Origin of the sequence: Paraherbaspirillum soli (genome assembly GCF_042654985.1) — a bacterium.
Taxonomy (GTDB): domain Bacteria; phylum Pseudomonadota; class Gammaproteobacteria; order Burkholderiales; family Burkholderiaceae_D; genus Paraherbaspirillum; species Paraherbaspirillum soli.
The window spans coordinates 360,686-382,183 of the sequence record NZ_JBHSMT010000029.1 but is presented as its reverse complement, the minus strand read 5'-3'; the positions used below and the strand labels follow the sequence as shown (position 1 = coordinate 382,183).

The window sequence follows — 21,498 nt, the reverse complement described above, 5'->3', positions numbered from 1 at the left end:
GTGCTATTCTACATACATTCATGAATGTATGTATGTTCTGATCTGCAAGAAATTATATTGCATTTATGCATCAATATTGCAAGGACTCGAAGGTGAGCAAAAATGGTTAGATGTACCAAGGAAGATGCACTCGAAACGCGTAGCAGCATTCTTGATGCGGCGGTCGATGTGTTTCATTCGCATGGCGTGTCGCAGACTTCGCTGGCGGATATCGCGACTGCAGCCGGTGTGACGCGGGGCGCGATTTATTGGCACTTCAAGAATAAAAGCGATTTATTCGATGCGATGTGCGAGCGCGTTCGTTTGCCGCTGGAGGCGATGATCGAAAGCAGCGCCGATGAAAATGCGCAGGATCCGCTTGGACATTTCCGCAGCTGGTGCCTGCATGCGTTGCAAGAGGCATTGCATAATCCGCTGTCGCGCAAAGTGTTTGAAATCGTGATGCACAAATGCGAATTTGTGGATCCGCAAGACCCGATTTTAATTCGCCAGCGCGAATGTTTTTTACAGGGCCGGCAGAATATCGAAAGAGTGCTGCGACTGGCTGTAGTAAAAGAGCAGTTGCCGCGCAAGCTGGATCCGGCGATGGCCGCGATCATGGTCCACGCGATGCTGTTTGGCGTGCTCGATCACTGGCTTTTCAGCCCCGATAGTTTTGATCTGGAAACGCAGTCCGGTAGGGTCGTCGACACCTGTATTCACATGCTGCAGACTGCGCCATCCTTGCAAAAAGAATGACGCTGGGGCAGCGGCGTCTTAATATGTCGCCGGGGCCAGCAGCGCATTCACCAGCTGCAAATCGTCTTCCTTCAGCGTGCCGGTCGCCGACTTCAGCTTCAAGCCGTTCATCAGCGTATCGTAGCGCGCCTTCGCCAGATCCCGGCGCGTGGAAAACAGCTGTTGCTGGGCGTTCAGCACGTCGATATTGATGCGGACGCCGACTTGATAACCGAGTCGATTCGAGTCCAGCGACGATTGGCTGGAAATCTCTGCCGCCTCAAAAGCCTTCACCTGCGCCAGGCCGTTGCTGACGCCGAGATAGGCCTGGCGCGCATTCAACGCAGCGGTTCTGCGCGCATTTTCGAGGTCGGAACGGGCCTTGTCTTCCAGTGCTACGGCCTGCCGCACGCTACTGTTGACGGCGCCACCGGCATACAGTGGGATGGTCCATTGGACGCCGATCGAGTTGCCCATGGTCGAGTTGTTGACGAAGGGATTATTGCTGCCGCTGACTTCCGAGTGGGCCCGGCTGGCAACCAGGTCGAGCGTCGGCAAATGGCCGGCGCGATTTTTCTTGATCTCGTGTCGGGCTGTATCCAGCGCGATTTGCTGGCCTACCACGCCGAAATTTTGCTGTTCGGCGCTGCTGACCCAGGATTCAATTGCCGCCGGCTGCGGCGGACTCAATTGGACGCCTGGACGTAGGGTCGCCAGCGGCGCCGGCGCCTGGCCGATAATTTGTTGCAGCGCATAGCGCGCGACTTCCAGATTGTTGCTGGCGGCAATTTCCTGTGCAATCACCAGGTCGTAGCTGGCCTGGGCTTCATTGGTATCGGTAATGGTGGCGGTGCCGACTTCGAAATTACGTTTGGCGGAAGCCAGTTGTTCGGCAATCGCGCTTTGCTGCGCCTGCAAAAAAGTCAGCACATCTTGTGCCGTCAGCACATCGAAATAGGCTTGGCTGACGCGCAGCATCAGGTCCTGTTGCGCCTGCGCGAATTTGACCTCGCTGGCGGCAACCGATAGCTTGCTTTCCTGATACTGCTCCCAAAAGGCGGGGCGGAATAAGGGCTGGGTCAGTTGCAAGCTGTAGTTATTGGTGCGGATGTTCCAGTTGTCGCCGGTGCGGCTGTAATTGCCGCCCAGCCCAACCGTCGGCAGCAAGGCGGCGCGCCCCTGGATGACGGCTTCGCTGCCGGCGCTGAGCGCATAGCGCGCACTGGTGTAGACCGGATCGTTGGAGAGAGCCTGCTGATAGGTTTGAACCAGATCAACTGCATGTACATTGGGTAACACGGATAAACAAGCAACTGCGATCAACGAGGCAATAACGGTCTTGCGCATTAAACTCTCCGGAACATTTTGTAACGAGGGGGTACGCCGCAGTAGCAATTTCGGGCTCGGGGCCCGAGCCAACTCAATAGGTCGGCATGGAGGAATCAACCTGCTGCGCCCAGGCATGGACGCCGCCGGTCAGGTTGATTACCTGGGAAAAGCCGTGGCGTTCAAGAAACGCCGCCACCGACATGCTGCGGGCGCCGTGATGGCAGATGCAGACGATCGCCTGATCCTCTTCCAGCTCATTGATGCGCTCGGGGATGGTTTGCATCGGCATCAATTGCGCTGCGGCGATATGGCAGGTTTCGTATTCCCAGGGTTCGCGCACATCCAGCAATAGCGGTGTCGGCCGCTCAGGATCGGCAATCCAGGCGGCAAGTTCTGGCGCAGTCAAGTGTTGCATTTGGTTTAGAACGTGAAGTGGGAGTGAGCCGCTGCATCGCGCAACGGTTTGATGTTGGTTTCAAACAGCTGGCGGGTGCTGAACTGGGTTTCCGAGGTGCGGGTGATGACTTGCGCGGTCATCACCGGCGCTTCGCCCAGAATCGCGACAATCCGGCCGCCGACGTTGAGCTGTTGCCGGAAAGCCTCCGGCAGTGTCTGCAGCGAACCCGAGAGCATGATCACGTCATAGGTCTTTTCCGCGCCTTCGGTCCAACCCTGCGCGCCATTGCCGAGCGCTACATCAACGTTGGTGATGCCATAGGCCGCCAGATTTTTTTCAGCCATTGCCTTCAGCTCAGGGGCGATTTCGACTGTTGTTACGTGTCTGGCCTTGTAGCACAGCAAGGCCGCCATGTAGCCGGAGCCGGCGCCGATTTCGAGTACATGCTCATGCTTTTTAATGGCGGCTTCCTGCAGCAGGCGCGCTTCGACCTTGGGCGACAGCATATTTTGGCCGCCCGGCAACGGGATTTCGGTATCGGAAAATGCCAGGCTTCGGTAGGCGGCAGGGACGAATTCTTCGCGCCGCACTACGGTCAGCAGCTCCAGAATGTCCAGATCCAGCACGTTCCAGGGGCGAATTTGCTGTTCGATCATATTGAAGCGGGCTTGTTCGATATTCATGTCAAATGCTCGGTGTTGAAATAAAAGGGCCATTCTATCAAGGCCACCTGTAAAAACCTACTGGATGAGCAACACTTAGACAATCTCGGGGCTGCAATATTCGGCTGCTATAGAAATATCAAACGATTTCTTGGCCAAGCTCTGCAGAATCGGCTGTGCAAGCAAAGTAAAACCGGCGTATCCATGCCGTGATTGCCGGTAGAATCTGGCCTTCGCATCGCCCCGCATTGTTTTCAAGTCCAGTCTGTCGTGTATGAAATGCCAACAAAAAATCCATCGTTCGCTCGGTATGTGCCATGACTGAGCAAACTTTGTCCTGCCGGCCGGGCTGCGGCGCCTGCTGTACCGCACCGTCCATTTCGTCGGCAATTCCAGGCATGCCTGGCGGCAAGCCAGCCGGAGTACGCTGCGTCCAGCTCGATCAAGCCAATCGCTGCCGGATTTTCGGCAGTCCCGAGCGGCCCGCCGTCTGCGCCAGTTTGCAGCCGGCATTGGACATGTGCGGCAGTTCGCAGCAACACGCGATGCAATATCTGACAAGGCTGGAACAGCTGACCTCCGTGTAAAATCCGTCCTTCGCGCATGCGCATCACCAATGAATCAACTCGAAAGATCCCAATGAAATCAACCTGGCTGAGCCCAAGCGCTTTAGCGTCGCTGCTGACCGCACTGTTTGCGGCCTTGCTGCTGGCATCCTGCGCGGCGCTGATCGGACCGCGCGACGTCGAGTTTCCAATAGCGAAATTGCAGCAGTCGGTGGACAAGCGCCTGCCGTTTTCCAAGCGCTACCTGGGGTTGTTCGACGTCACCGCCGAGCAGGCGCAATTGAGCTTGCCGGCAGACCAGAATCGTTTGATGGTCGATACCAATGTCACGATCGCGCTGCCGCTGCTGGGCAAATCCTGGCACGGCAAGATGGCGATCTCCGGCGTGCTGGCGCTGGACAATCCGAATAATGCGGTGGTGTTGGCCGAGCCCAAACTGGATAACTTGACGCTCGAAGGACTGGACCAGACCTACGCCGCGCAAGTCTCGCAAATCGGCGATTTGCTGGCGCGCCAACTGCTGTTGAACGTTCCTTTGTATACCTTCAAGCCGGCCGACCTGCATTTACTCGGCGTGGACTTTTTGCCGACCAAGATCGGGACCAAGCCAAACAGCGTCGTGGTAACCTTCGAGCCGGTCAAATAGGCTGTTCCGGTAGTTTTTCAACACCTTTTTCGAATCAAAAAATTAAAGCAGGAGAGCTTTGTGGCAAACATATGTTCCGCCGGTACAGATATCGGTTTCGCATCGCTGGATTATTTGCAGGTCGGTATTCTTGGCGTGATCCAGGGCATCTCCGAACTGCTGCCGATTTCTTCCACCGCGCACATGCGGATTGTGCCGGCACTGCTGGGTTGGCACGATCCCGGCTCGGCGTTTTCGGCGGCCATGCAATTGGCGGCGCTGGCAGCGGTGATCAGCTATTTCTGGAGCGATGTGCGGCAGGTGGCGGTCGGCGGCGTCACCGCATTGCGTCAACGCGATTTCAGCAATCCGTCGTTTCGGCTCGGCTTGGCGATCATCATTGCGACCATCCCGATCGGCATCGCCGGCCTGGCTTTGTCGCATGTGCTGAATGCCTGCGGCTCGCCTCTGCGCAGTTTGAGCGTGATCGGCTATGCCTGTATCGGCATGGGCTTGTTGCTGGCGGTTGCCGAACTGATTTGCAAGCATAGGCGCACGGTGGGCGAAATGCGCCTGCGCGATGCGGTGATCGTCGGACTGGCCCAGGTCGGCGCGTTGATCCCCGGCGTGTCGCGTTCCGGTTCCACCTTGACTGCGGCATTGTTCCTCAATTTCAAGCGTGAAGAAGCGGCGCGTTTTTCTTTCCTGCTCGGGCTGCCGGCGATTGCGCTGGCCGGCTTGAAGGAATTGCTGGTGCTGTTCCATCTGCATATGCCGCTGGACGTCTGGCTGCTGTTGCTGTTCGGCCTGGTGGTTGCCAGCGTCTCGGCCTTCGGCGCCATCTGGGGCTTGATGAAGTTCCTGGAAAAATTCTCAACCTGGCCGTTCATCGTGTATCGAATCGCGCTGGGCATCTTCTTGCTGGTCGCGCTCAACAACGGCTTCTTGAAATAAATAAAATATCGACCTAATGCCAAATCAAGTTGACGCATCAGTAACACCTGACCCGCAAGCGCTGCATATACTGCAAACGGTATTCGGCTATCCCTCCTTTCGCGGACAACAGGCCGAGATCGTCAGTCATGTAGCCAACGGCGGCGATGCGCTGGTACTGATGCCGACCGGCGGCGGCAAATCGCTCTGTTATCAAATCCCGGCCCTGCTGCGCGACGGCGTCGGGGTGGTGGTGTCGCCGCTGATTGCATTGATGCAGGATCAGGTCGATGCGCTGGCCGAAGTCGGCGTCCGTGCCGCCTTTCTGAACTCCACCCAGACCTACGAAGAAGCATCGCAGATCGAGCGCCGCGTGCGCAACGGCGATCTCGATCTGGTGTACGTGGCGCCGGAACGCTTGCTGACGCCGCGCTGCCTGGATTTGCTGGAAGCCTCCAAGATCGCGCTGTTTGCAATTGACGAGGCGCATTGCGTATCGCAATGGGGCCACGATTTCCGTCCCGAATACATCAAGCTGTCGATCCTGCACGAGCGCTTCCCGCAGGTGCCGCGGATCGCGTTGACGGCGACCGCCGATCAGCAGACTCGCGAAGAAATCGCGCTGCGCCTGCAGCTGGAGCAGGGCGCGCGTTTCGTCTCGTCGTTCGACCGTCCCAACATCCGCTACCAGATTGTCGAAAAGGCCAACGGCCGCAAGCAGCTGCTCGACTTCATCCAAAGCGAACACGCGGGCGATGCCGGCATCGTGTACTGCCTGTCGCGCAAAAAGGTCGAAGAAACCGCCGAATTCTTGAATCAGCAAGGCATTACCGCGCTGCCGTATCACGCCGGCATGGAGTACGCCACGCGCACCAAAAATCAGGGCCGCTTCCTGCGGGAGGATGGCATCGTGATGTGCGCCACCATCGCCTTCGGGATGGGGATCGACAAGCCCGACGTGCGCTTTGTGGCCCACCTGGATCTGCCCAAAAGCATCGAAGGCTACTATCAGGAAACCGGCCGTGCCGGCCGCGACGGCGGGCCTGCCAGCGCCTGGATGGCCTACGGTTTGCAGGATGTGGTGCAACAGCGTCGCATGATCGACGAATCGGAAGCGGACGAAACCTTCAAGCGGGTCCAGAGCGTCAAGCTGGACGCCATGCTGGGCCTGTGCGAAACGCTGCATTGCCGAAGAGTGCGCTTGCTGGATTATTTCGGTCAGGCATCCGTGCGTTGCGACAATTGCGATACCTGCATGACGCCGCCGGTTTCTTTCGATGCGACGGTCGTGGTGCAAAAACTGTTATCGACGATTTATCGCGTCGATCAACGATTCGGCGCGATGCATGTGATGGATGTGTTGCGTGGCATCGATTCCGACAAGATCAAGCAATGGCGGCACGACCAGCTCTCCACCTTCGGCATCGGCAGCGATCGCAGCGAAGCCGAGTGGCGCGCCATTTTGCGGCAGTCGATTGCGCTGGGCCTGGTGACGGTCGATTCCGAGGCGTATAGCGCGCTGAAACTGACCGACGCCGCCCGCCCGGTATTGCGCGGCGAGCAGCAAGTGCAATTGCGCGAATATCAAAAACCGGTCAAGCAGAAGCGCAGCAGCAGCAAGGCGAAGGGCTATGTCGAATCCGATTTGTCGCCGCTGGAGCAGGCGGTATTCGAGAAATTGCGCTGGTGGCGGGTGGAAACCGCGCGCAAGCACAACGTGCCTGCCTACGTGATTTTTCACGACGCCACCATGCGCGAGATCGCCAAGGCGCAACCCGCCTCGCTGGAGGATTTGCGCGGGGTGAGCGGAGTCGGAGAGAAGAAGCTGGAAACTTACGGGGCGGAGATTGTTGCGTTGATCGCGGAGTTTGCCTAATTGCGGGACAGAGTTTAAGAGCCACCGTAGCGTGGCGAATTACTCTGTCCTCAACTGATTAGATAAGACGCTGAAATACTCAAGAAAAGCATTAAGTTCGCGTAGGTTGGGCTGCAAAGCCCAACGTTTGGTCGCGATGAAAGAAATGTTGGGCTTTGCAGCCCAATCAACGCGTTCGTAAACTCCGTCCCGCAATTAATTGTTAATGCAAAGTGACCGGCCCGTCCCCCTCTTTGCGCAAGGCCTCAAGCCGTTTCAAGTGACGCTCCGCATCCGCGATGCCTTTTTTTGCCAGTTCCTGGTTGGCCGGATTGTCTTTCGACATGTCGAGAAGCATTTGCATCATGTCGCGAAGTTTTTCGAGGTTGCGCAGGTCGAGATCGATGGATTCCTCAAGCATTTCGATGTGCAAGTCGAGGTGTGGCATTGCAGACTCCTATTGATGGCAGGTCGGGAACTCCTGTGCGAAATTATTCCGTTCCCGGGCAGCCCGAAGGCGGCATCGCCATCCATAGGGAACGAAGAGGCGGATGCGCGAGGGACGGAGGCAACTATAAACTTTATCGAACATGGTGGCAATTGATGCCCCGCACCGCCCTGCACCGTTCAATCTCTTATCAGGCCGCAGTCCCCAGCGCCGCCATCAACGCCTGCCGCACTTTGGTCTCCTGCGGCGCAACCCCAAAGCCGACCATCAAGCCTTGCGCGTCAAAGAAGCGGCATATAGTGCGTTCGCCGTCCTGCTCGGTTTCCCAACGGCCGTCGGCGACCGTGTGCGGCGGCGGCGGTACCAATGCCAGCGGGTAGCTCGGGGTTTTGACGATCACCGGGGCGTCCTTCAACTCGATCTCGGTGTGCTCTCCGGTCAGGGTTTTTGCGATCGCGCGGGCTGCGGTCAAGATCGGCGCGATGTACGGCAGCGGGCTGGTGCGGCCTTCGTTGTCGAGCCGGTATTCTGCGCAATCGCCGAGCGCGTAGACATCGCTGGCGCTGGTGCGTCCGTGGGCATCGACCAGGATGCCGCGCCCGGTGAGCAGTTGCGCGCTTTGCGCCAGCGCCAGATCGGGGCGCAAGCCGACGGCCGACAGCACCACATCTGCGCTCAAGGTGTCGCCGTTGGCCAAGGTGACCTGGATCGCATCGTCGGCATGATCGATGCTGGTGGCGGTGGTGCCCAGCCGCAGATCAATGCCGCGCGCCGTCAGCGCCGCGTGCAGACCTTGCGACAACGGCGGCGCGACGAGTGCCGCCAGCGGCAATGGATTGGGGTCGATCAGCGTGACGGCATGGCCGTGTGCCGCCAGATCGTCGGCAAATTCGCAGCCGATCAGCCCGGCGCCGAGGATCGTGACGCGGGCCGATGCCTTTTGTTCCGGCAACAGTTTGTCGCGGAAGCTGGCGTAGTCGTCGATGTGGTTAACCGACAGCACGCTGGCGCTGGCGTCGCCGTCGAGCTTGAGGCGGATCGCCTGGGCGCCGACTGCAATCACCAGTTTGTCGTATTCAAACGTACCGTTGCTGGTTTCGAGCACTTTGCGCTCAATGTCCAAGTGGTTGACGCGGGTCTGGGTTGTGATCTCGGCATCGACTTGCGCGGCCATCTGGGCAGCGCTTTGCATGATCAATTGCGCGGCCAGTTTCTTTTGGGCGAAAGCGTTGGACAGCATCGGTTTCGAATAGGAATGGCCGTCGTCGGCGGTGATGATGCGCAGCGGGGTGGTTTTGTCCAGTTTGCGCAATTCGCGCGCGACGCTGTAAGCGGCCGTGCCGGCGCCGATAATGATGATGGGCTTCATTTGGAGTCCTGATGAATTAAATTGGGTGTGATGATAAAGCTGTTTGGCTAGTTTTGCTGGCCTGAGATTCTTGATAACACTCTCAAATCGGCTGGCCGCGATCACAGGTCATGCGTGAAATTGCTATTCACAATGCGAAATTTGCATAGTTGAAAGCAGCCAGTCTGATAAAATTAAAGACTTTCACTTGATACGCTGGGGACAGACGCATATGGATTCGATGATCGATAAAAAAGAAGAGCTCCGTCAACAATTGCGTCAAGCTGCGCTCGAATATCACGAGTTTCCGACCCCCGGAAAAATCAGCGTCACTCCCACCAAATTGCTGACCAACCAGCGCGACCTGGCGCTTGCCTATTCGCCCGGCGTGGCTGCCGCTTGCGAAGAAATCGTGGCCGATCCGGCCAATGCTTTCCGCTACACTGCGCGCGGCAATCTGGTCGCCGTGATTACCAACGGCACCGCGGTCCTGGGCTTGGGCAACATCGGGCCGCTGGCATCCAAGCCGGTGATGGAAGGCAAGGGCGTGCTGTTCAAGAAATTTGCCGGCATCGACGTCTTCGATATCGAAATCAACGAACACGATCCAGCCAAGCTGTGCGACATCATCGCCTCGCTGGAACCGACTTTCGGCGGCATCAACCTGGAAGACATCAAAGCGCCGGAGTGCTTTGAAATCGAGCGCAAATTGCGCGACCGGATGAAGATCCCGGTCTTTCATGACGATCAGCACGGTACCGCTATCATTGTCGGCGCCGCGATCCTGAATGGCCTCAAAGTGGTCGACAAGGACATCAAGAATTGCAAGATGGTGGTCTCCGGTGCCGGCGCCGCAGCGCTGGCCTGCCTCGACCTGATTGTCGATCTCGGCTTCCCGATCGAAAACATTTTCGTCACCGACCTGGCCGGTGTGGTTTATAAGGGCCGCACCGAATTGATGGATCCGGACAAAGCGCGTTTTGCGCGCGAGACCGAGGCCCGCACCTTGGCCGAATTGATTCCCGGCGCGGACATCTTCCTCGGCCTGTCGGCCGGCGGCGTGCTCAAGCAGGATATGGTCAAGGCCATGGCGGCGCGGCCGCTGGTGCTGGCGCTGGCCAATCCGACCCCGGAAATCCTGCCGGAAGACGTCAAGGCGGTGCGCGACGACGCGGTGATGGCGACCGGCCGCTCGGACTATCCGAACCAGGTCAACAACGTTCTGTGCTTCCCGTACATTTTTCGCGGCGCCCTCGATTGCGGCGCCACCACCATCACCCGCGAGATGGAAATCGCCGTGGTGCACGCGATCGCCGACCTGGCGCAAGCCGAACAATCGGACATCGTCGCCACCACTTACGGCATCAGCAACCTGTCGTTCGGCCCTGAATACATCATTCCAAAGCCGTTCGATCCGCGCCTGATGATCAAGATCGCACCGGCCGTCGCCAAAGCCGCCGAGGCGTCCGGCGTCGCGACTCGTCCGATCCAGGACATGGAAGCGTATGTCGATCGCCTGCAGCAATTCGTTTATCGCAGCGGAACCTTCATGCGGCCGCTGTTCCAGGTCGCCAAGAAAGCGCCGGCCGACAAGAAACGCATCGTCTACGCCGAAGGCGAAGAAGAGCGCGTCTTGCGTGCGGTGCAGGTGGTGGTCGACGAAAATCTGGCGCGGCCGATCCTGGTCGGCCGGCCGGCAGTTTTGCAACAGCGCATCGAGCGTTTCGGCCTGCGCCTGAAACCGGGTGTCGATTTTGAAGTCATCAATCCTGATTTCGACGAGCGCTATCGCGATTACTGGCAAACCTTCCTGGCGATGACCAAGCGCCAGGGCGTGACCGAGCAATACGCCAAACTGGAAATGCGCCGCCGTCATACGCTGATCGGTTCGATGGCGATTCACAAGGGCCACGCCGACGGCATGATTTGCGGCACCTACGGCACCACCAGCCTGCATCTGAATTACATCGACAAGGTGCTGGGCCGTCGCGAGGGCGTCAACGTCTACGCCGCGATGAACGCCTTGATTCTGCCGAATCGCCAATTGGTGCTGGTGGATACCCATGTCAACGAAGATCCGACTGCCGAGCAATTGGCGGAGATCACGATCCTGGCGGCGGAAGAAATGATGCGCTTCGGGATGAAGCCGCGCGCCGCTTTGCTGTCGCACTCCAACTTCGGTTCCAGCAACAGCGCCTCGGCACAAAAAATGCGCAAGGCACTGGCGATCATCAAGGAGCAGGCGCCCGATCTTGAAGTCGATGGCGAAATGCATGGCGATACGGCGCTGGATTCCGAGTTGCTGAAAAAAGTGATGCCGGACTCCTCGCTCAAAGGCGATGCCAACCTGTTGGTGATGCCGAATATCGACGCCGCCAATATCGCCTACAACCTGCTCAAGAACACCTGCGGCAACGGCGTCGCGGTCGGCCCGATCCTGCTGGGTTGCGCCAAGCCGGTGCACATCCTGACGCCATCGGCAACGGTGCGCCGGATCGTCAATATGACGGCACTGTGCGTGGGCGACGCGATCTCAGCGCGTAAGGTCTAAGGCCGCTCTAAAAACCAAGGAACGTGATTTAGGCGGGCCCGGTTTTTCTTCGCAAAGCAATCTGCGGAGGAAAACCGGGCCCGTTTGCTTTTGAGATTAATATCTCCGCTGGCAGTTCGTAAATGCGTGGTTCACGACCGAAAACGTTACAACACCAGGAGAAGCGATGTCAGAGTATCCGAAGAGCCCATTGATGGGACAAATGATGAGCCAGCCGCTGCTCATCTCCAGCATTATTCAGCACGCCGACCGCCATTTCGGCAACAACGAAATCGTCTCGCGCCGTCTCGAAGGCGACCTCCACCGCTATACCTACCGCGATTGCCATCGCCGCACGCGCCAGCTGGCCAATGCGCTGGCCGCACTCGGCGTCAAGATGGGCGACCGGATTGCGACGCTGGCCTGGAACGGCTACCGCCACCTGGAAGCGTATTACGCGGTGTCCGGCTCCGGCGCTGTGCTGCATACGATCAATCCGCGTTTGCATCCCGACCTGATCGCCTACATCGCCAACCATGCGGAAGACCAGTACCTGTTGTTCGATGCCTGCTTCCTGCCTATCGTCGAAGCGGCGGCAGCCCAGCTCAAGAGCGTCAAGGGCTACATCATGCTATGCGATCGCGGCCAGCTGCCGTCAGACAGCAAGCTGCCCACGCTGCTGTGCTACGAAGAGTTGATCGACGCCAGTTCCGATGACTATGCGTGGCCGATCTTTGACGAGAATTCGGCTTCCAGCTTGTGCTACACCTCGGGCACCACCGGCAATCCCAAAGGGGTGTTGTACTCGCATCGTTCGACCGTGCTGCATTCGTATGCGTCGGCCATGCCGGACTCGCTGAATGTCTCGGGACGCGATACCGTGCTGCCGGTGGTGCCGATGTTCCATGTCAACGCCTGGGGCTTGCCGTATTCGGTACTGCTGACGGGCGCCAAAATGGTGTTTCCCGGAGCCGCGCTGGATGGCAAATCACTGTACGAATTATTCGAACAGGAACAAGTCACTTTCTCCGCCGGCGTGCCGACTGTCTGGCTCGGATTGCTGACGTATCTGGCACAAAATAATCTGAAGTTTTCAACCTTCAAGCGCACCATCATCGGCGGCGCCGCATGCCCGCCGGCGATGATGAAAACCCTGCGCAATCAATACGGCATCGAGGTGGTGCATGCCTGGGGCATGACGGAAATGTCGCCGCTAGGGACCACCGGCACATTGCAGACCAAGCATTTGTCGCAATCGGTCCAGGAGCAGGAATTGCGATTGCAAAAGCAGGGGCATGCGATCTATGGCGTCGATATGAAAATCGTCGACGACGATGGCCGGGAGCTGCCGTGGGATGGCGCCACCTACGGCAACCTGCTGGTCAAGGGGCAGTGGATAGTCGACGCCTATTTCAAGAATGAAGGCGGCGACGTGTTGCAGGATGGCTGGTTCCCGACCGGCGACGTGGCAACCATCGATGCCGACGGCTACATGCAAATTACCGATCGCAGCAAGGACGTGATCAAATCGGGCGGGGAGTGGATCGGCACCATCGTTCTGGAAAACATCGCAATGGAACATCCGGCGGTGCAAATCGCCGCCTGTATCGGCGTCTGTCATCCGAAGTGGGACGAGCGGCCGTTGCTGGTCGTGGTGAAAAAGCCGGGAGCGGATGTCTGCAGGGAAGACCTGCTCAAATTTTACGAAGGCAGAATCGCCAAGTGGTGGACCCCGGACGATGTCGTGTTTGTCGAGTCCCTGCCGCTTGGCGCTACCGGAAAAATGTTGAAGAACAAATTGCGAGAGCAGTTTAAAGATTACACATTGCCGACTGTCTGAGAAGTTGCGGAAGACCTGATCGTCCTGGAGTAGGGCGGAAAAGCGTAGCGCCTTCCGCCGTAGCGAACGTCAAATAGCCAAGGGCTTGGCCAGATGATGAGATGCGCCATGTCGGAAGGCGCTACGCTTTTCCGACCTACGCATCAATTACTTTCGTCCCCTTCACCGATCTGCTTGACGGGCACCCGGCCGGTTTGATGAGAAGTTGTGGAAGACTTCATCGTCTTGGAGTAGGGCGGAAAAGCGCAGCGCCTTCCGCCGTAGCGAACGTCAAATAACCAAGGGCTTGACCAGATGATGAGATGCGCCATGTCGGAAGGCGCTACGCTTTTCCGACCTACGCATCAATTGCTTTCATCCCCTTCACCGATCTGCTTGACAGGCACCCGGCCGGTTTGCACGCGACTGGCGGCACGGTCGCAATGGCCGGGTTGATCGTCGAAGAACATATGCGGCCTGAAGGCGGCCAGCACATCGGATTTGACCACACCGCCCATGAAGAAGGTTTCGTCGATCGCCACGTTCCATGCGCGCAGCGTGCGTATCACGCGTTCATGCGCAGGCGACGAGCGGGCGGTGACCAGCGCGGTGCGGATCGGTGCGGCGCGGCCGTCGGCATTCTTAAAATTATTCTGAATGAACGACAATGCGCGCAGCAGCCGTGCGAACGGGCCTTCCGGCAACGGTTTCATGGCATTGACGCGCTCGTGGTCGGCAAATGCTTCGATCCCCTCGCTCTGGAAAATACGTTCCGATTCATCCGAAAAAATCACCGCGTCGCCGTCGAAAGCAATGCGGATCTGATCCAGTTCTTCCTTGACGCACGCGGTGTCGCCCGGCTTTTGGTATAGCAAGGCCGCCGCTGTGCCGGAATTGATCGCCGCCTGCACATCGTCTTCATGCAGCGATAAAAACAGGCTGACATTGAACGCCTGCAGGTACGGCGCCAGAAATGCGCCGCCGGACAACACGGCGCGCGTGATGTCGAGTTCGTAGTGCTTGATCGAGTTGAAAATGCGCAGCGATGTTTCGGTCGAATTGCGCGACATGATGACCACCTCGACGAAGCGCCTGCCTGGCGTCAGGTGGTTCAGCTTCAGCAGCGCTTTGACCAAGGCGAAACCGGCTCCGGGTTTGAGGATCTGGTTTTCGTTGGCGAGCTGATGGCGGCGATATTCTTCCAGGCCCTGTGTGCGAAAAATCGCTTCCTCGGCTTCAAGGTCGAATAGTGCGCGGGATGAAATGCCGACGACCAGCAGATTATCAAGAGAAACAGGCATGGTGGGTGGTTTTCAGGTCTATGCGGAGAGCGCTCATTATAGGGCAGCTCTAAAAACCTACTGCGCCGGCTCCGGGAGCGTCGGATAAAAGACAAAATCGGCAACAAAGTCCGGAATTTGCATACAACAATGTTCAGCAACTACGGAAATCCGGGAAAAATTAACTATAATCCAATGTTTCGTAAGACAAATTAAATTACCAGTGAAGGATGCAGGGGATGAGAGTGAATGTACGCAATGCTGCGCACGGCGTGGTGCTGGGATTGTTCATGACCGGCTTGTCGGTCAATGCGCTGGCGCAGTCCGCCGCCAGTCCTGCTGCAAGCAACCCTGTGTCCGCGCTCAATGCGCCAGCCAATGCCGCGACTACCGCCAACAGCACCATCAGCGAGCTGCAGCAATTGATGCAAAGTCAGGGTGTCAGCGAGCTGCGCACCACGTATAACGGCAACTACGGTTCCAGCTTGCTGTTCAAGCCTGATAGCCGCACTTATTACGTGGCGTTGTTTCAGCAAAAGAATTTCTGGCGCGTGGTCAAAACCATGTCGGATGGGCAGGCCGAGCAGACCTACAAGAATTTTGTCGGCCAGACCGAAAAGCTGGCGGAAGTCGATATTCGCCGCATCAAACTGGAAGCCGACAAGCACTACACCGAACAATTGATCGCCAAGCAGGAGTCGCGTTTGCTTGCGCTGCAAAACGATTTGACCGTGCAGCAGCAACAAGAGCAAAGCGTCAGCGCACAACAGGAGCAGGCACGTCAGCAAGCGCAGGCATTGAGCGGCAAACAGCAATCCGCGAACAACCAGCTGGCGGCATTGCAAGATCGTATTCGGGCCCTGGAAGCGCAGCAGCTGACGCTGGACGATGCCAAGACGGCTGGCGGCAAGAAGCGGTTGAAATAAAAAGGGGAAATAAAGGGACGCCGATTCCGGCTTCCTTCTTCAGTAAAAAAAGACTGGGTTTCATCCAGTCTTTTTTTATTTCAGGCATGCCGATCTTGTCTTTGACGAGCTGCGCAAAAATTGCCGCACAAAAGAAAACGGCCGCCATTTCTGGAAGCCGTTTATCTATAACTCTGTTGGTGCCGAGAGCCGGAATCGAACCGGCACGCTGTCTCCAGCGCGGGATTTTGAGTCCCGTGCGTCTACCTATTCCGCCATCTCGGCAACGCGTCCGCTATTATGGCCGATTTTCTCGGCGCGATCAATAGTTTTACTAATCAGCGCTTGGACAATCACGCAAATCTATTTCATACCGTCAGTTGCCGTTGTGCCTGCCGCTGCACCACACGCAAATAAAACATCAGGCTGACGGCCACCAGCGCAATGCTGGCGCTGTTGCCCATCCAGAAACCGGCGGCGCCGTGCAGCGCTCGCGGACTGATGCCGCAAGGGTCGAGTCCCAGGATGTAGCCGCCGACCAAGCCGACTCCCCACAGCGCCACGGCGTAGATCACAGTCGGGATGACCGCGACCTTATAAGCGCGCAGCACATAGGCAGTGGTGACCTGGATGGCATCGAATAATTGATAAAACCCGATGAACAGAAACAGCGGCAGGGCCGCCGTGATGATCGCTTCGTTCGGCGTGTAGGCGCGGATGATGGCTTCGCGTCCCAGCCAGATTGCCAGGCCGAGCGTAGCGGACGAAAGTGCCGCCAGGCGAATCCCGGCCAAGCCGATGCGGCGTGCGTGGTCGAGGTCGCGGGCGCCGATGGCTTGCGCCACCAGCGTGCCGGTGGCGCTGGCGATCGACCAGGGAAGCATGTACAGCACGGTGCCGAAATTGGCGGTGATCTGATGGCCGGAAACCACGGTCTCGCCAAGTCGCGCAATAAAAATCGCCATAAAAGTGAAGGCGGTCACTTCAATGAAGTAACTCAAGCCCATCGGGATGCCCAGTTTCAGCAACTCGCGTTGCGCCTGCCAGCGCGGTTTGACGAAGCCGGTATGAAACAGGCCGAACTGTTGGTAAAACGGATTCCAGCGCAGGATGCTAACGCCGATCAACAACATCAGCCAGGCAATCACGCTGGTGGCGATCGCACAGCCAGGACCGCCGAATGCCGGCAAGCCAAGTCCGCCGAAAATAAACAGCGCATTCAGCGGCAGTTTCAACAGCAGCGCGACGATTTGAATCGCCATCACCATCTTGGGGCGGGCAATCGCGGTGTTCAATGCCGAGTAGACGCGAAATGCCAGCGTCGCCGGCAGCGCCAGCGCCAGAATCCGCAGGTATGAACTGGCTTTGGCCGTCAATTCCGGCGAGGCGTGCGCGACTGACAGAAACGGCGCCGGGAACATCAGGATGACGCTGCCGATCGCAGACAGGATCAGGGCCAGCCAAGTGCCTTGCTTGACCTCAAAGCCGATGTCGCTCAGTCGTTGTGCGCCAAACAGCTGGCCGATGACCGGCGACAGTGCCTGCAACACGCCGCTCAGTCCGACAAAAACGCTGACGTAAATCGCGCCGCCGAGCGCCAGTGCGGCCAGGTCGGTGGCGGAAAAACGCGAGGTCATTGCGGTGTCGATGACGCCGTTGGCAATCAGCGCCAACTGGCCGATCAGCATCGGCCAGGCCAGCGCGGCAATGCGTACCGTGTACGAGTGTGTGTTGGGGCGTGGCGTTAATCGAGGCAAGAGAGTGGTGCTTATCTGTTTAATGAATTATTTACCTGTGCGTTGATACAGGCGGAAGCGTTCGTCACGATCGGATGGCCGGCGCCCGGTCCACAGCAACTTCCAGTCGCCTTTGAACTGGCGCCAGATTGCGTCGTCTGTTTTGACCGAGACATTGTCCTGATACAGCAGGAAGTCGCAGCGTTGCTGGCCGAATTCGGCAAACGGGATGCCGCCGAAATAAGCGAACGAAGCGCGTTGCGCCGGACCGACGTTGGTATCCACGCATTGCTTGACCGTGGGGAGATTCTTATCGATTTGCAGGGCTACGCCGGCATAACTTTTACTGTAATTGATCCATGGCAGCCATAGCGTCGTCAGCAACAGCCAGCACAGAATCACGCCGCCCGACGACAGCACCACAGCGCGCCACAGCACCGACGGCCGGCGCGACAAACGCCAATGCACCAGCAGCACCCAGAAAACGGTGCCGAGCAACGCGATGACCAGGGCCAGCAAGTTGAACTCCGGCATAAAGCCGGGCGCCAGCCGGTAGACATTCTTCGCTATTTGCGACGGCCAGCCGCTTTCCTTGGCGATCCAGGCCAGCCAGATAAAGCCAGCGCAGGCGCTCAAGGTCATCACCGAGAACCAGTCCACCGCATTGATGGCGCCGCGCTTCATGGTCGGCAGGCCGAATGCGGCAAGAATCGCCAGCGCCGGCAGCAGCGGCAGCAAAATACCTTCTTCGGGATGCCGGTTCAATAACATCGCGGCTGTCAGGCTGATAAAGAATGTCAGCGGCAGTGCGATATGCAGCGCCGTGCGTTGCTGGCGCCAGGCATACACGGCCCAGCCGGCGAACGGCCATGCCGGCCAGGCAAACCAGATGCCGTATTTGAAGTAATACGCTAGCGCCGTCCAGGATGGCCAGCCCAGTTGCCGCAGATTGAGTTTCTCCCACACGGCGAAGTGGGCCGCACTGTCGGGCAGCAAGGCATAACTTGCGATAAACCAGGCGCCAGCAACGATGGCGGTCAGCGGCAAACCGACCAGCAGCAAATGTGCGGCGACGATTTTTTCTCTCAGCATTGCCAGCATCAGCAGGCCCAGCAGCAAGCTCAGCGGGATCACCCAACCGCGGGTCAGGATCAGCAGCCCGAGGGTGACGCCGAGCAGAGCCGCATTGCGTAAGCTGCGTGACTCGAACAAACGTACCGCGACATAGAGCGCAACCGCGACCAGCGAAATTTGCAAACCTTTGGCCGAGGTTTCGTGGCTATGCGACAGCAGTCCCAGGCAGCCGAGATAAATCAGGAATGCGCCATCGGCCAGGGTCCGGCCAAAATCCTTGGGTTCCGGCTGGCCGCCAAATGCCAGTCGTAACGGTTGCGCTTCGCTGCGGCGGCCGAGCAGGTAGGTGGCGTACCAGACCGAGAGCGAGCCGGCTAAAAAAATCAGGATGGTGGACAGCCGCGACGCCAGTGGATCGCCCAGCAGCCAACCGAACAGTTTGATGCAGAGGGCGCCGATCCAGTACGTCAGCGGACTTTCGCCCGGCATCGGCAAGCCGACGATATGCGGCGCCAGCCAGTCGCTGATGCCACCGTGCGCCATGGTCCACATGATGCCGAAGCTGGCGGCGTCGTCGTTTTTCCACGGATCGCGTCCGAACAGGCCTGGCAGGATATAGAGCAGGCCAAGTGCCCATATACCCCAGCGTGGCAGTGCGCTGGTGGCGGAGGCGGGGAGACGGACGGGCTTCATCACGATGGGTGTCGGGCTAAATTTTGAAGAGGAAGGTATTGTGCCGCATAGCGCTGTGCTGCGCTATTGCCGAGCACCAATGCGGATTGCGCAGAATTCCCGATAAATAAAAAAGGCAGCCGTAGCTGCCTTTTTGCATGATGCGACCGAATTATTGATTCGCGATGGCGGTTTTGGAACCGACAGTGCCGAATTTCTTACGGAATTTGTCGACGCGGCCAGCGGTGTCGACGATTTTGTGTTGGCCGGTGTAGAACGGATGCGATTCCGACGAAACTTCAATCTTCACCAGCGGGTATTCCTTACCTTCGTGGGTAATGGTTTCGCGGGTTTGGATGGTCGAGCGAGTAACGAATTTGAAGTCGTTCGAAACGTCGTGGAACAAAACTTCGCGATAATTTGGGTGAATGCCGTCTTTCATTATTGCCTCAATAAGTAGGTAGCCAATCGCCACTTCGTCGGTCGTCTTGCTTCTTGACCCGATTGTCGATCACTTGCCGGGGTGGAAAACCGGGGATTATACAATAAAACTCCGGCGGAATCCGTGGTTTTCCAGAAAATACGAATGAAATCAGTGGTTTGCATAGGGCGGCTCCGGTCCGCCCTATTCGGTAATCAACGTCCCGTCAATTCCCGCGCCGCATCATGTCGAAGAATTCGGCATTGTTTTTGGTCGACTTCATCTTGTCGAGGATGAACTCCATCGCCTCGATTTCATCCATGCTGTACAGCAGCTTGCGCAGCACCCAGATTTTTTGCAGTTGATCCGGCTTGATCAGCAATTCTTCGCGGCGGGTGCCGGATTTGTTGAGGTTGATTGCCGGATAGACGCGCTTCTCGGCGAGGCGGCGTTCCAGGTGGACTTCCATGTTGCCGGTGCCCTTGAATTCTTCGTAGATCACGTCATCCATGCGGCTGCCGGTTTCGATCAGTGCGGTCGCGATGATGGTCAGCGAGCCGCCTTCTTCGATGTTGCGGGCGGCGCCGAAGAAACGCTTCGGACGCTGCAGCGCATTGGCGTCGACACCGCCGGTCAGCACCTTGCCGGAGGCCGGGATCACAGTGTTGTAGGCACGGGCCAGGCGGGTGATCGAGTCCAGCAGGATCACCACGTCTTTTTTCATTTCAACCAGGCGCTTGGCTTTTTCCAGCACCATTTCGGCGACCTGGACGTGACGCGTGGCGGGTTCGTCGAAAGTCGATGCGACCACTTCACCGCGTACAGAACGCTGCATTTCGGTCACTTCTTCCGGCCGTTCGTCGATCAGCAGCACGATCATCACGGTGTCCGGATGATTGGTGGTAATCGCATGCGCGATGTGTTGCAGCATGACCGATTTGCCGGACTTCGGCGATGCCACCAGCAAGCCGCGCTGGCCTTTGCCGATCGGCGCGATCATGTCGATGATGCGGCCGGTGATGTTTTCTTCGCCGCGCATGTCGCGCTCCAGCGGCAGCGGCTTGTTCGGGTGCAGCGGCGTCAGGTTTTCAAACAGGATACGGTGCTTCGAAGCTTCCGGCGATTCGCCGTTGACCTTGTCGACCTTGACCAGCGCGAAATAGCGTTCGCCGTCTTTCGGCGTGCGCACTTCGCCTTCGATCGAGTCGCCGGTGTGCAGGTTGAAGCGGCGGATTTGCGACGGCGAAATGTAAATGTCGTCGGTCGATGCCATATAGCTGGCATCCGGCGAGCGCAGGAAGCCGAAGCCGTCGGGCAGGACTTCGAGGGCGCCATCGCCAAAAATCTGTTCTCCTGATTTTGCGCGTTTCTTGAGGATCGCGAACATCAGTTCTTGTTTGCGCAAGCGCGCCGCGTTATCGATGTCCAGGCCGATTGCCATTTCTAGCAGGGCGGAGACGTGTAACGCCTTTAATTCGGATAAATGCATAAATGTGAGTGTCCCGAGACGGGAAGTGTTGGATGGGGGAGGGGACTGCGTGGTGTGTGGTTAGAAGACACTGAAGGCGGTGCGGGCGCACCGCCGCGATTACTCGCTGTTTTTATTATTAAATATTGCTGTCGATGAACGAGGTCAATTGACCTTTGGCCAGTGCGCCGACCTTTTGTGCAGCGGCGACGCCGTTCTTGAACAGGATCAGGGTTGGAATGCCGCGAATGCCGAATTTGGCAGGTATTGCCTGATTGGCGTCCACATCAAGTTTGACGATTTGCAGCTTATCGCTGTAGTCCGCGTCCGCGGCGATTTCTTCCAGGATAGGCGCAATCATCTTGCACGGACCGCACCATTCGGCCCAGAAATCGACCAGTACGGGTTTGTCGGATTTGAGTACATCTGCTTCGAAAGATGCGTCGGTAATATGTTTAATGTTTGCGCTCATGGTTTCCTCAATGTGAGGGAAAAAGAATCAATGTTTGCTTGGACGACTTACCATTTTTGCCTGGTGCTTGCCATCGGCGGTTCCGTATTCTAATGCTTATAGGAAAATGGGGTTGCCGTAGGCGAATTCAAGTTTTTTGTGGGTGTGATAAGAGGTATTGCGGCGGGATAGTCGGTGAATCATAACTGATTTTCATAAAAAGTGTAGATTGCGCGCTTGTTTTTTAGGCGGCTCGCATAAA

19 protein-coding genes and 1 tRNA gene are annotated in these 21,498 nt (G+C 57.7%); 8 read left to right on the top strand and 12 right to left on the bottom strand.

Annotated features, from left to right (window positions below):
• Window positions 1–102 precede the first annotated feature (102 nt).
• Window positions 103–738 carry a TetR family transcriptional regulator gene (locus ACFPM8_RS19380; RefSeq protein ID WP_379000005.1) on the top strand — a complete coding sequence of 212 codons (636 nt, stop codon included), beginning with the start codon at window positions 103–105 and terminating at the stop codon, window positions 736–738.
• A gap of 18 nt (window positions 739–756) precedes the next feature.
• Here ACFPM8_RS19380 and ACFPM8_RS19375 read toward each other — a convergent pair whose 3' ends face one another.
• The 3 genes from ACFPM8_RS19375 to ACFPM8_RS19365 form a co-directional block, all read right to left on the bottom strand.
• A complete protein-coding gene (locus ACFPM8_RS19375; protein WP_379000003.1) occupies window positions 757–2,064 on the bottom strand; it encodes a TolC family outer membrane protein in 1,308 nt (435 codons plus the stop codon).
• A 73-nt stretch (window positions 2,065–2,137) separates the two neighbouring features.
• Window positions 2,138–2,461 carry a rhodanese-like domain-containing protein gene (locus ACFPM8_RS19370; protein WP_379000001.1) on the bottom strand — a complete coding sequence of 108 codons (324 nt, stop codon included), beginning with the start codon at window positions 2,459–2,461 and terminating at the stop codon, window positions 2,138–2,140.
• A 5-nt stretch (window positions 2,462–2,466) separates the two neighbouring features.
• The gene (locus ACFPM8_RS19365) at window positions 2,467–3,126 is read right to left on the bottom strand and encodes a protein-L-isoaspartate O-methyltransferase family protein (protein WP_378999999.1); all 660 of its coding nucleotides are present in this window, start codon (window positions 3,124–3,126) and stop codon (window positions 2,467–2,469) included.
• 296 nt (window positions 3,127–3,422) lie between these two features.
• Between ACFPM8_RS19365 and ACFPM8_RS19360 the strand changes: the two genes are divergently transcribed.
• Genes ACFPM8_RS19360 through recQ form a run of 4 tightly spaced genes read left to right on the top strand, consistent with a single transcriptional unit; the run spans window position 3,423 to window position 7,105 of the window.
• On the top strand, window positions 3,423–3,692 hold the full coding sequence (locus ACFPM8_RS19360) for a YkgJ family cysteine cluster protein (RefSeq protein WP_378999997.1): 270 nt from the start codon (window positions 3,423–3,425) through the stop codon (window positions 3,690–3,692).
• A gap of 52 nt (window positions 3,693–3,744) precedes the next feature.
• Window positions 3,745–4,317 (top strand): DUF1439 domain-containing protein, encoded by a 573-nt coding sequence (locus tag ACFPM8_RS19355; RefSeq protein ID WP_378999995.1) that lies wholly within the window; start codon window positions 3,745–3,747, stop codon window positions 4,315–4,317.
• Window positions 4,318–4,377: 60 nt separating this feature from the next.
• Window positions 4,378–5,250, top strand: coding sequence for an undecaprenyl-diphosphate phosphatase (locus ACFPM8_RS19350; RefSeq protein ID WP_378999994.1), 873 nt, complete (start codon window positions 4,378–4,380; stop codon window positions 5,248–5,250).
• Window positions 5,251–5,266: 16 nt separating this feature from the next.
• The gene (gene recQ / locus ACFPM8_RS19345) at window positions 5,267–7,105 is read left to right on the top strand and encodes a DNA helicase RecQ (RefSeq protein WP_378999993.1); all 1,839 of its coding nucleotides are present in this window, start codon (window positions 5,267–5,269) and stop codon (window positions 7,103–7,105) included.
• A 202-nt stretch (window positions 7,106–7,307) separates the two neighbouring features.
• On the opposite strand, the gene ACFPM8_RS19340 is transcribed toward recQ, so the two are convergent.
• Together ACFPM8_RS19340 and ACFPM8_RS19335 are read right to left on the bottom strand one after the other, a co-directional pair.
• Complete coding sequence (locus ACFPM8_RS19340) at window positions 7,308–7,532, bottom strand: hypothetical protein (protein ID WP_378999990.1); 225 nt, start codon at window positions 7,530–7,532, stop codon at window positions 7,308–7,310.
• A gap of 190 nt (window positions 7,533–7,722) precedes the next feature.
• A complete protein-coding gene (locus tag ACFPM8_RS19335; RefSeq protein WP_378999989.1) occupies window positions 7,723–8,901 on the bottom strand; it encodes an FAD-dependent oxidoreductase in 1,179 nt (392 codons plus the stop codon).
• Window positions 8,902–9,112: 211 nt separating this feature from the next.
• On the opposite strand from ACFPM8_RS19335, the gene ACFPM8_RS19330 reads away from it, so the two are divergent.
• Window positions 9,113–11,431, top strand: coding sequence for an NADP-dependent malic enzyme (locus tag ACFPM8_RS19330; RefSeq protein WP_378999987.1), 2,319 nt, complete (start codon window positions 9,113–9,115; stop codon window positions 11,429–11,431).
• A gap of 166 nt (window positions 11,432–11,597) precedes the next feature.
• Window positions 11,598–13,250 (top strand): 3-(methylthio)propionyl-CoA ligase, encoded by a 1,653-nt coding sequence (locus tag ACFPM8_RS19325; RefSeq protein ID WP_378999986.1) that lies wholly within the window; start codon window positions 11,598–11,600, stop codon window positions 13,248–13,250.
• A gap of 344 nt (window positions 13,251–13,594) precedes the next feature.
• Here ACFPM8_RS19325 and ACFPM8_RS19320 read toward each other — a convergent pair whose 3' ends face one another.
• Complete coding sequence (locus ACFPM8_RS19320; protein WP_378999983.1) at window positions 13,595–14,530, bottom strand: 5'-nucleotidase; 936 nt, start codon at window positions 14,528–14,530, stop codon at window positions 13,595–13,597.
• A gap of 218 nt (window positions 14,531–14,748) precedes the next feature.
• Here ACFPM8_RS19320 and ACFPM8_RS19315 point away from each other — a divergent pair, with 218 nt between their 5' ends.
• Complete coding sequence (locus ACFPM8_RS19315) at window positions 14,749–15,435, top strand: DUF2968 domain-containing protein (protein WP_378999981.1); 687 nt, start codon at window positions 14,749–14,751, stop codon at window positions 15,433–15,435.
• A gap of 177 nt (window positions 15,436–15,612) precedes the next feature.
• On the opposite strand, the gene ACFPM8_RS19310 is transcribed toward ACFPM8_RS19315, so the two are convergent.
• The 6 genes from ACFPM8_RS19310 to trxA all read right to left on the bottom strand — a co-directional run bounded on the left by ACFPM8_RS19310 (window position 15,613) and on the right by trxA (window position 21,257).
• A tRNA-Leu gene (locus ACFPM8_RS19310) sits at window positions 15,613–15,699 on the bottom strand.
• 83 nt (window positions 15,700–15,782) lie between these two features.
• Window positions 15,783–17,102: an MATE family efflux transporter gene (locus ACFPM8_RS19305; protein WP_379000264.1), complete on the bottom strand. Its 1,320-nt coding sequence runs from the start codon at window positions 17,100–17,102 to the stop codon at window positions 15,783–15,785.
• Window positions 17,103–17,198: 96 nt separating this feature from the next.
• Window positions 17,199–18,917, bottom strand: coding sequence for an ArnT family glycosyltransferase (locus ACFPM8_RS19300; protein WP_379000262.1), 1,719 nt, complete (start codon window positions 18,915–18,917; stop codon window positions 17,199–17,201).
• A gap of 151 nt (window positions 18,918–19,068) precedes the next feature.
• Entirely contained in the window at window positions 19,069–19,338 is a 270-nt protein-coding gene (locus ACFPM8_RS19295) for a type B 50S ribosomal protein L31 (RefSeq protein WP_378999979.1), read from the bottom strand.
• A gap of 205 nt (window positions 19,339–19,543) precedes the next feature.
• Window positions 19,544–20,806 carry a transcription termination factor Rho gene (gene rho, locus ACFPM8_RS19290; RefSeq protein WP_378999977.1) on the bottom strand — a complete coding sequence of 421 codons (1,263 nt, stop codon included), beginning with the start codon at window positions 20,804–20,806 and terminating at the stop codon, window positions 19,544–19,546.
• Window positions 20,807–20,924: 118 nt separating this feature from the next.
• Window positions 20,925–21,257 carry a thioredoxin TrxA gene (gene trxA, locus ACFPM8_RS19285; RefSeq protein WP_378999975.1) on the bottom strand — a complete coding sequence of 111 codons (333 nt, stop codon included), beginning with the start codon at window positions 21,255–21,257 and terminating at the stop codon, window positions 20,925–20,927.
• Window positions 21,258–21,498: the final 241 nt, after the last annotated feature.

Excerpts from the sequence above, each read along its gene's own strand:
- ACFPM8_RS19380 (WP_379000005.1), top strand. The coding sequence starts at position 103 with ATGGTTAGATGTACCAAGGAAGATGCACTCGAAACGCGTAGCAGCATT.
- ACFPM8_RS19375 (WP_379000003.1), bottom strand. The coding sequence starts at position 2,064 with ATGCGCAAGACCGTTATTGCCTCGTTGATCGCAGTTGCTTGTTTATCC.
- ACFPM8_RS19370 (WP_379000001.1), bottom strand. The coding sequence starts at position 2,461 with ATGCAACACTTGACTGCGCCAGAACTTGCCGCCTGGATTGCCGATCCT.
- ACFPM8_RS19365 (WP_378999999.1), bottom strand. The coding sequence starts at position 3,126 with ATGAATATCGAACAAGCCCGCTTCAATATGATCGAACAGCAAATTCGC.
- ACFPM8_RS19360 (WP_378999997.1), top strand. The coding sequence starts at position 3,423 with ATGACTGAGCAAACTTTGTCCTGCCGGCCGGGCTGCGGCGCCTGCTGT.
- ACFPM8_RS19355 (WP_378999995.1), top strand. The coding sequence starts at position 3,745 with ATGAAATCAACCTGGCTGAGCCCAAGCGCTTTAGCGTCGCTGCTGACC.
- recQ (WP_378999993.1), top strand. The coding sequence starts at position 5,267 with ATGCCAAATCAAGTTGACGCATCAGTAACACCTGACCCGCAAGCGCTG.
- ACFPM8_RS19340 (WP_378999990.1), bottom strand. The coding sequence starts at position 7,532 with ATGCCACACCTCGACTTGCACATCGAAATGCTTGAGGAATCCATCGAT.
- ACFPM8_RS19335 (WP_378999989.1), bottom strand. The coding sequence starts at position 8,901 with ATGAAGCCCATCATCATTATCGGCGCCGGCACGGCCGCTTACAGCGTC.
- ACFPM8_RS19330 (WP_378999987.1), top strand. The coding sequence starts at position 9,113 with ATGGATTCGATGATCGATAAAAAAGAAGAGCTCCGTCAACAATTGCGT.
- ACFPM8_RS19325 (WP_378999986.1), top strand. The coding sequence starts at position 11,598 with ATGTCAGAGTATCCGAAGAGCCCATTGATGGGACAAATGATGAGCCAG.
- ACFPM8_RS19320 (WP_378999983.1), bottom strand. The coding sequence starts at position 14,530 with ATGCCTGTTTCTCTTGATAATCTGCTGGTCGTCGGCATTTCATCCCGC.
- ACFPM8_RS19315 (WP_378999981.1), top strand. The coding sequence starts at position 14,749 with ATGAGAGTGAATGTACGCAATGCTGCGCACGGCGTGGTGCTGGGATTG.
- ACFPM8_RS19305 (WP_379000264.1), bottom strand. The coding sequence starts at position 17,102 with ATGCTGATCGGCCAGTTGGCGCTGATTGCCAACGGCGTCATCGACACC.
- ACFPM8_RS19300 (WP_379000262.1), bottom strand. The coding sequence starts at position 18,917 with ATGAAGCCCGTCCGTCTCCCCGCCTCCGCCACCAGCGCACTGCCACGC.
- ACFPM8_RS19295 (WP_378999979.1), bottom strand. The coding sequence starts at position 19,338 with ATGAAAGACGGCATTCACCCAAATTATCGCGAAGTTTTGTTCCACGAC.
- rho (WP_378999977.1), bottom strand. The coding sequence starts at position 20,806 with ATGCATTTATCCGAATTAAAGGCGTTACACGTCTCCGCCCTGCTAGAA.
- trxA (WP_378999975.1), bottom strand. The coding sequence starts at position 21,257 with ATGAGCGCAAACATTAAACATATTACCGACGCATCTTTCGAAGCAGAT.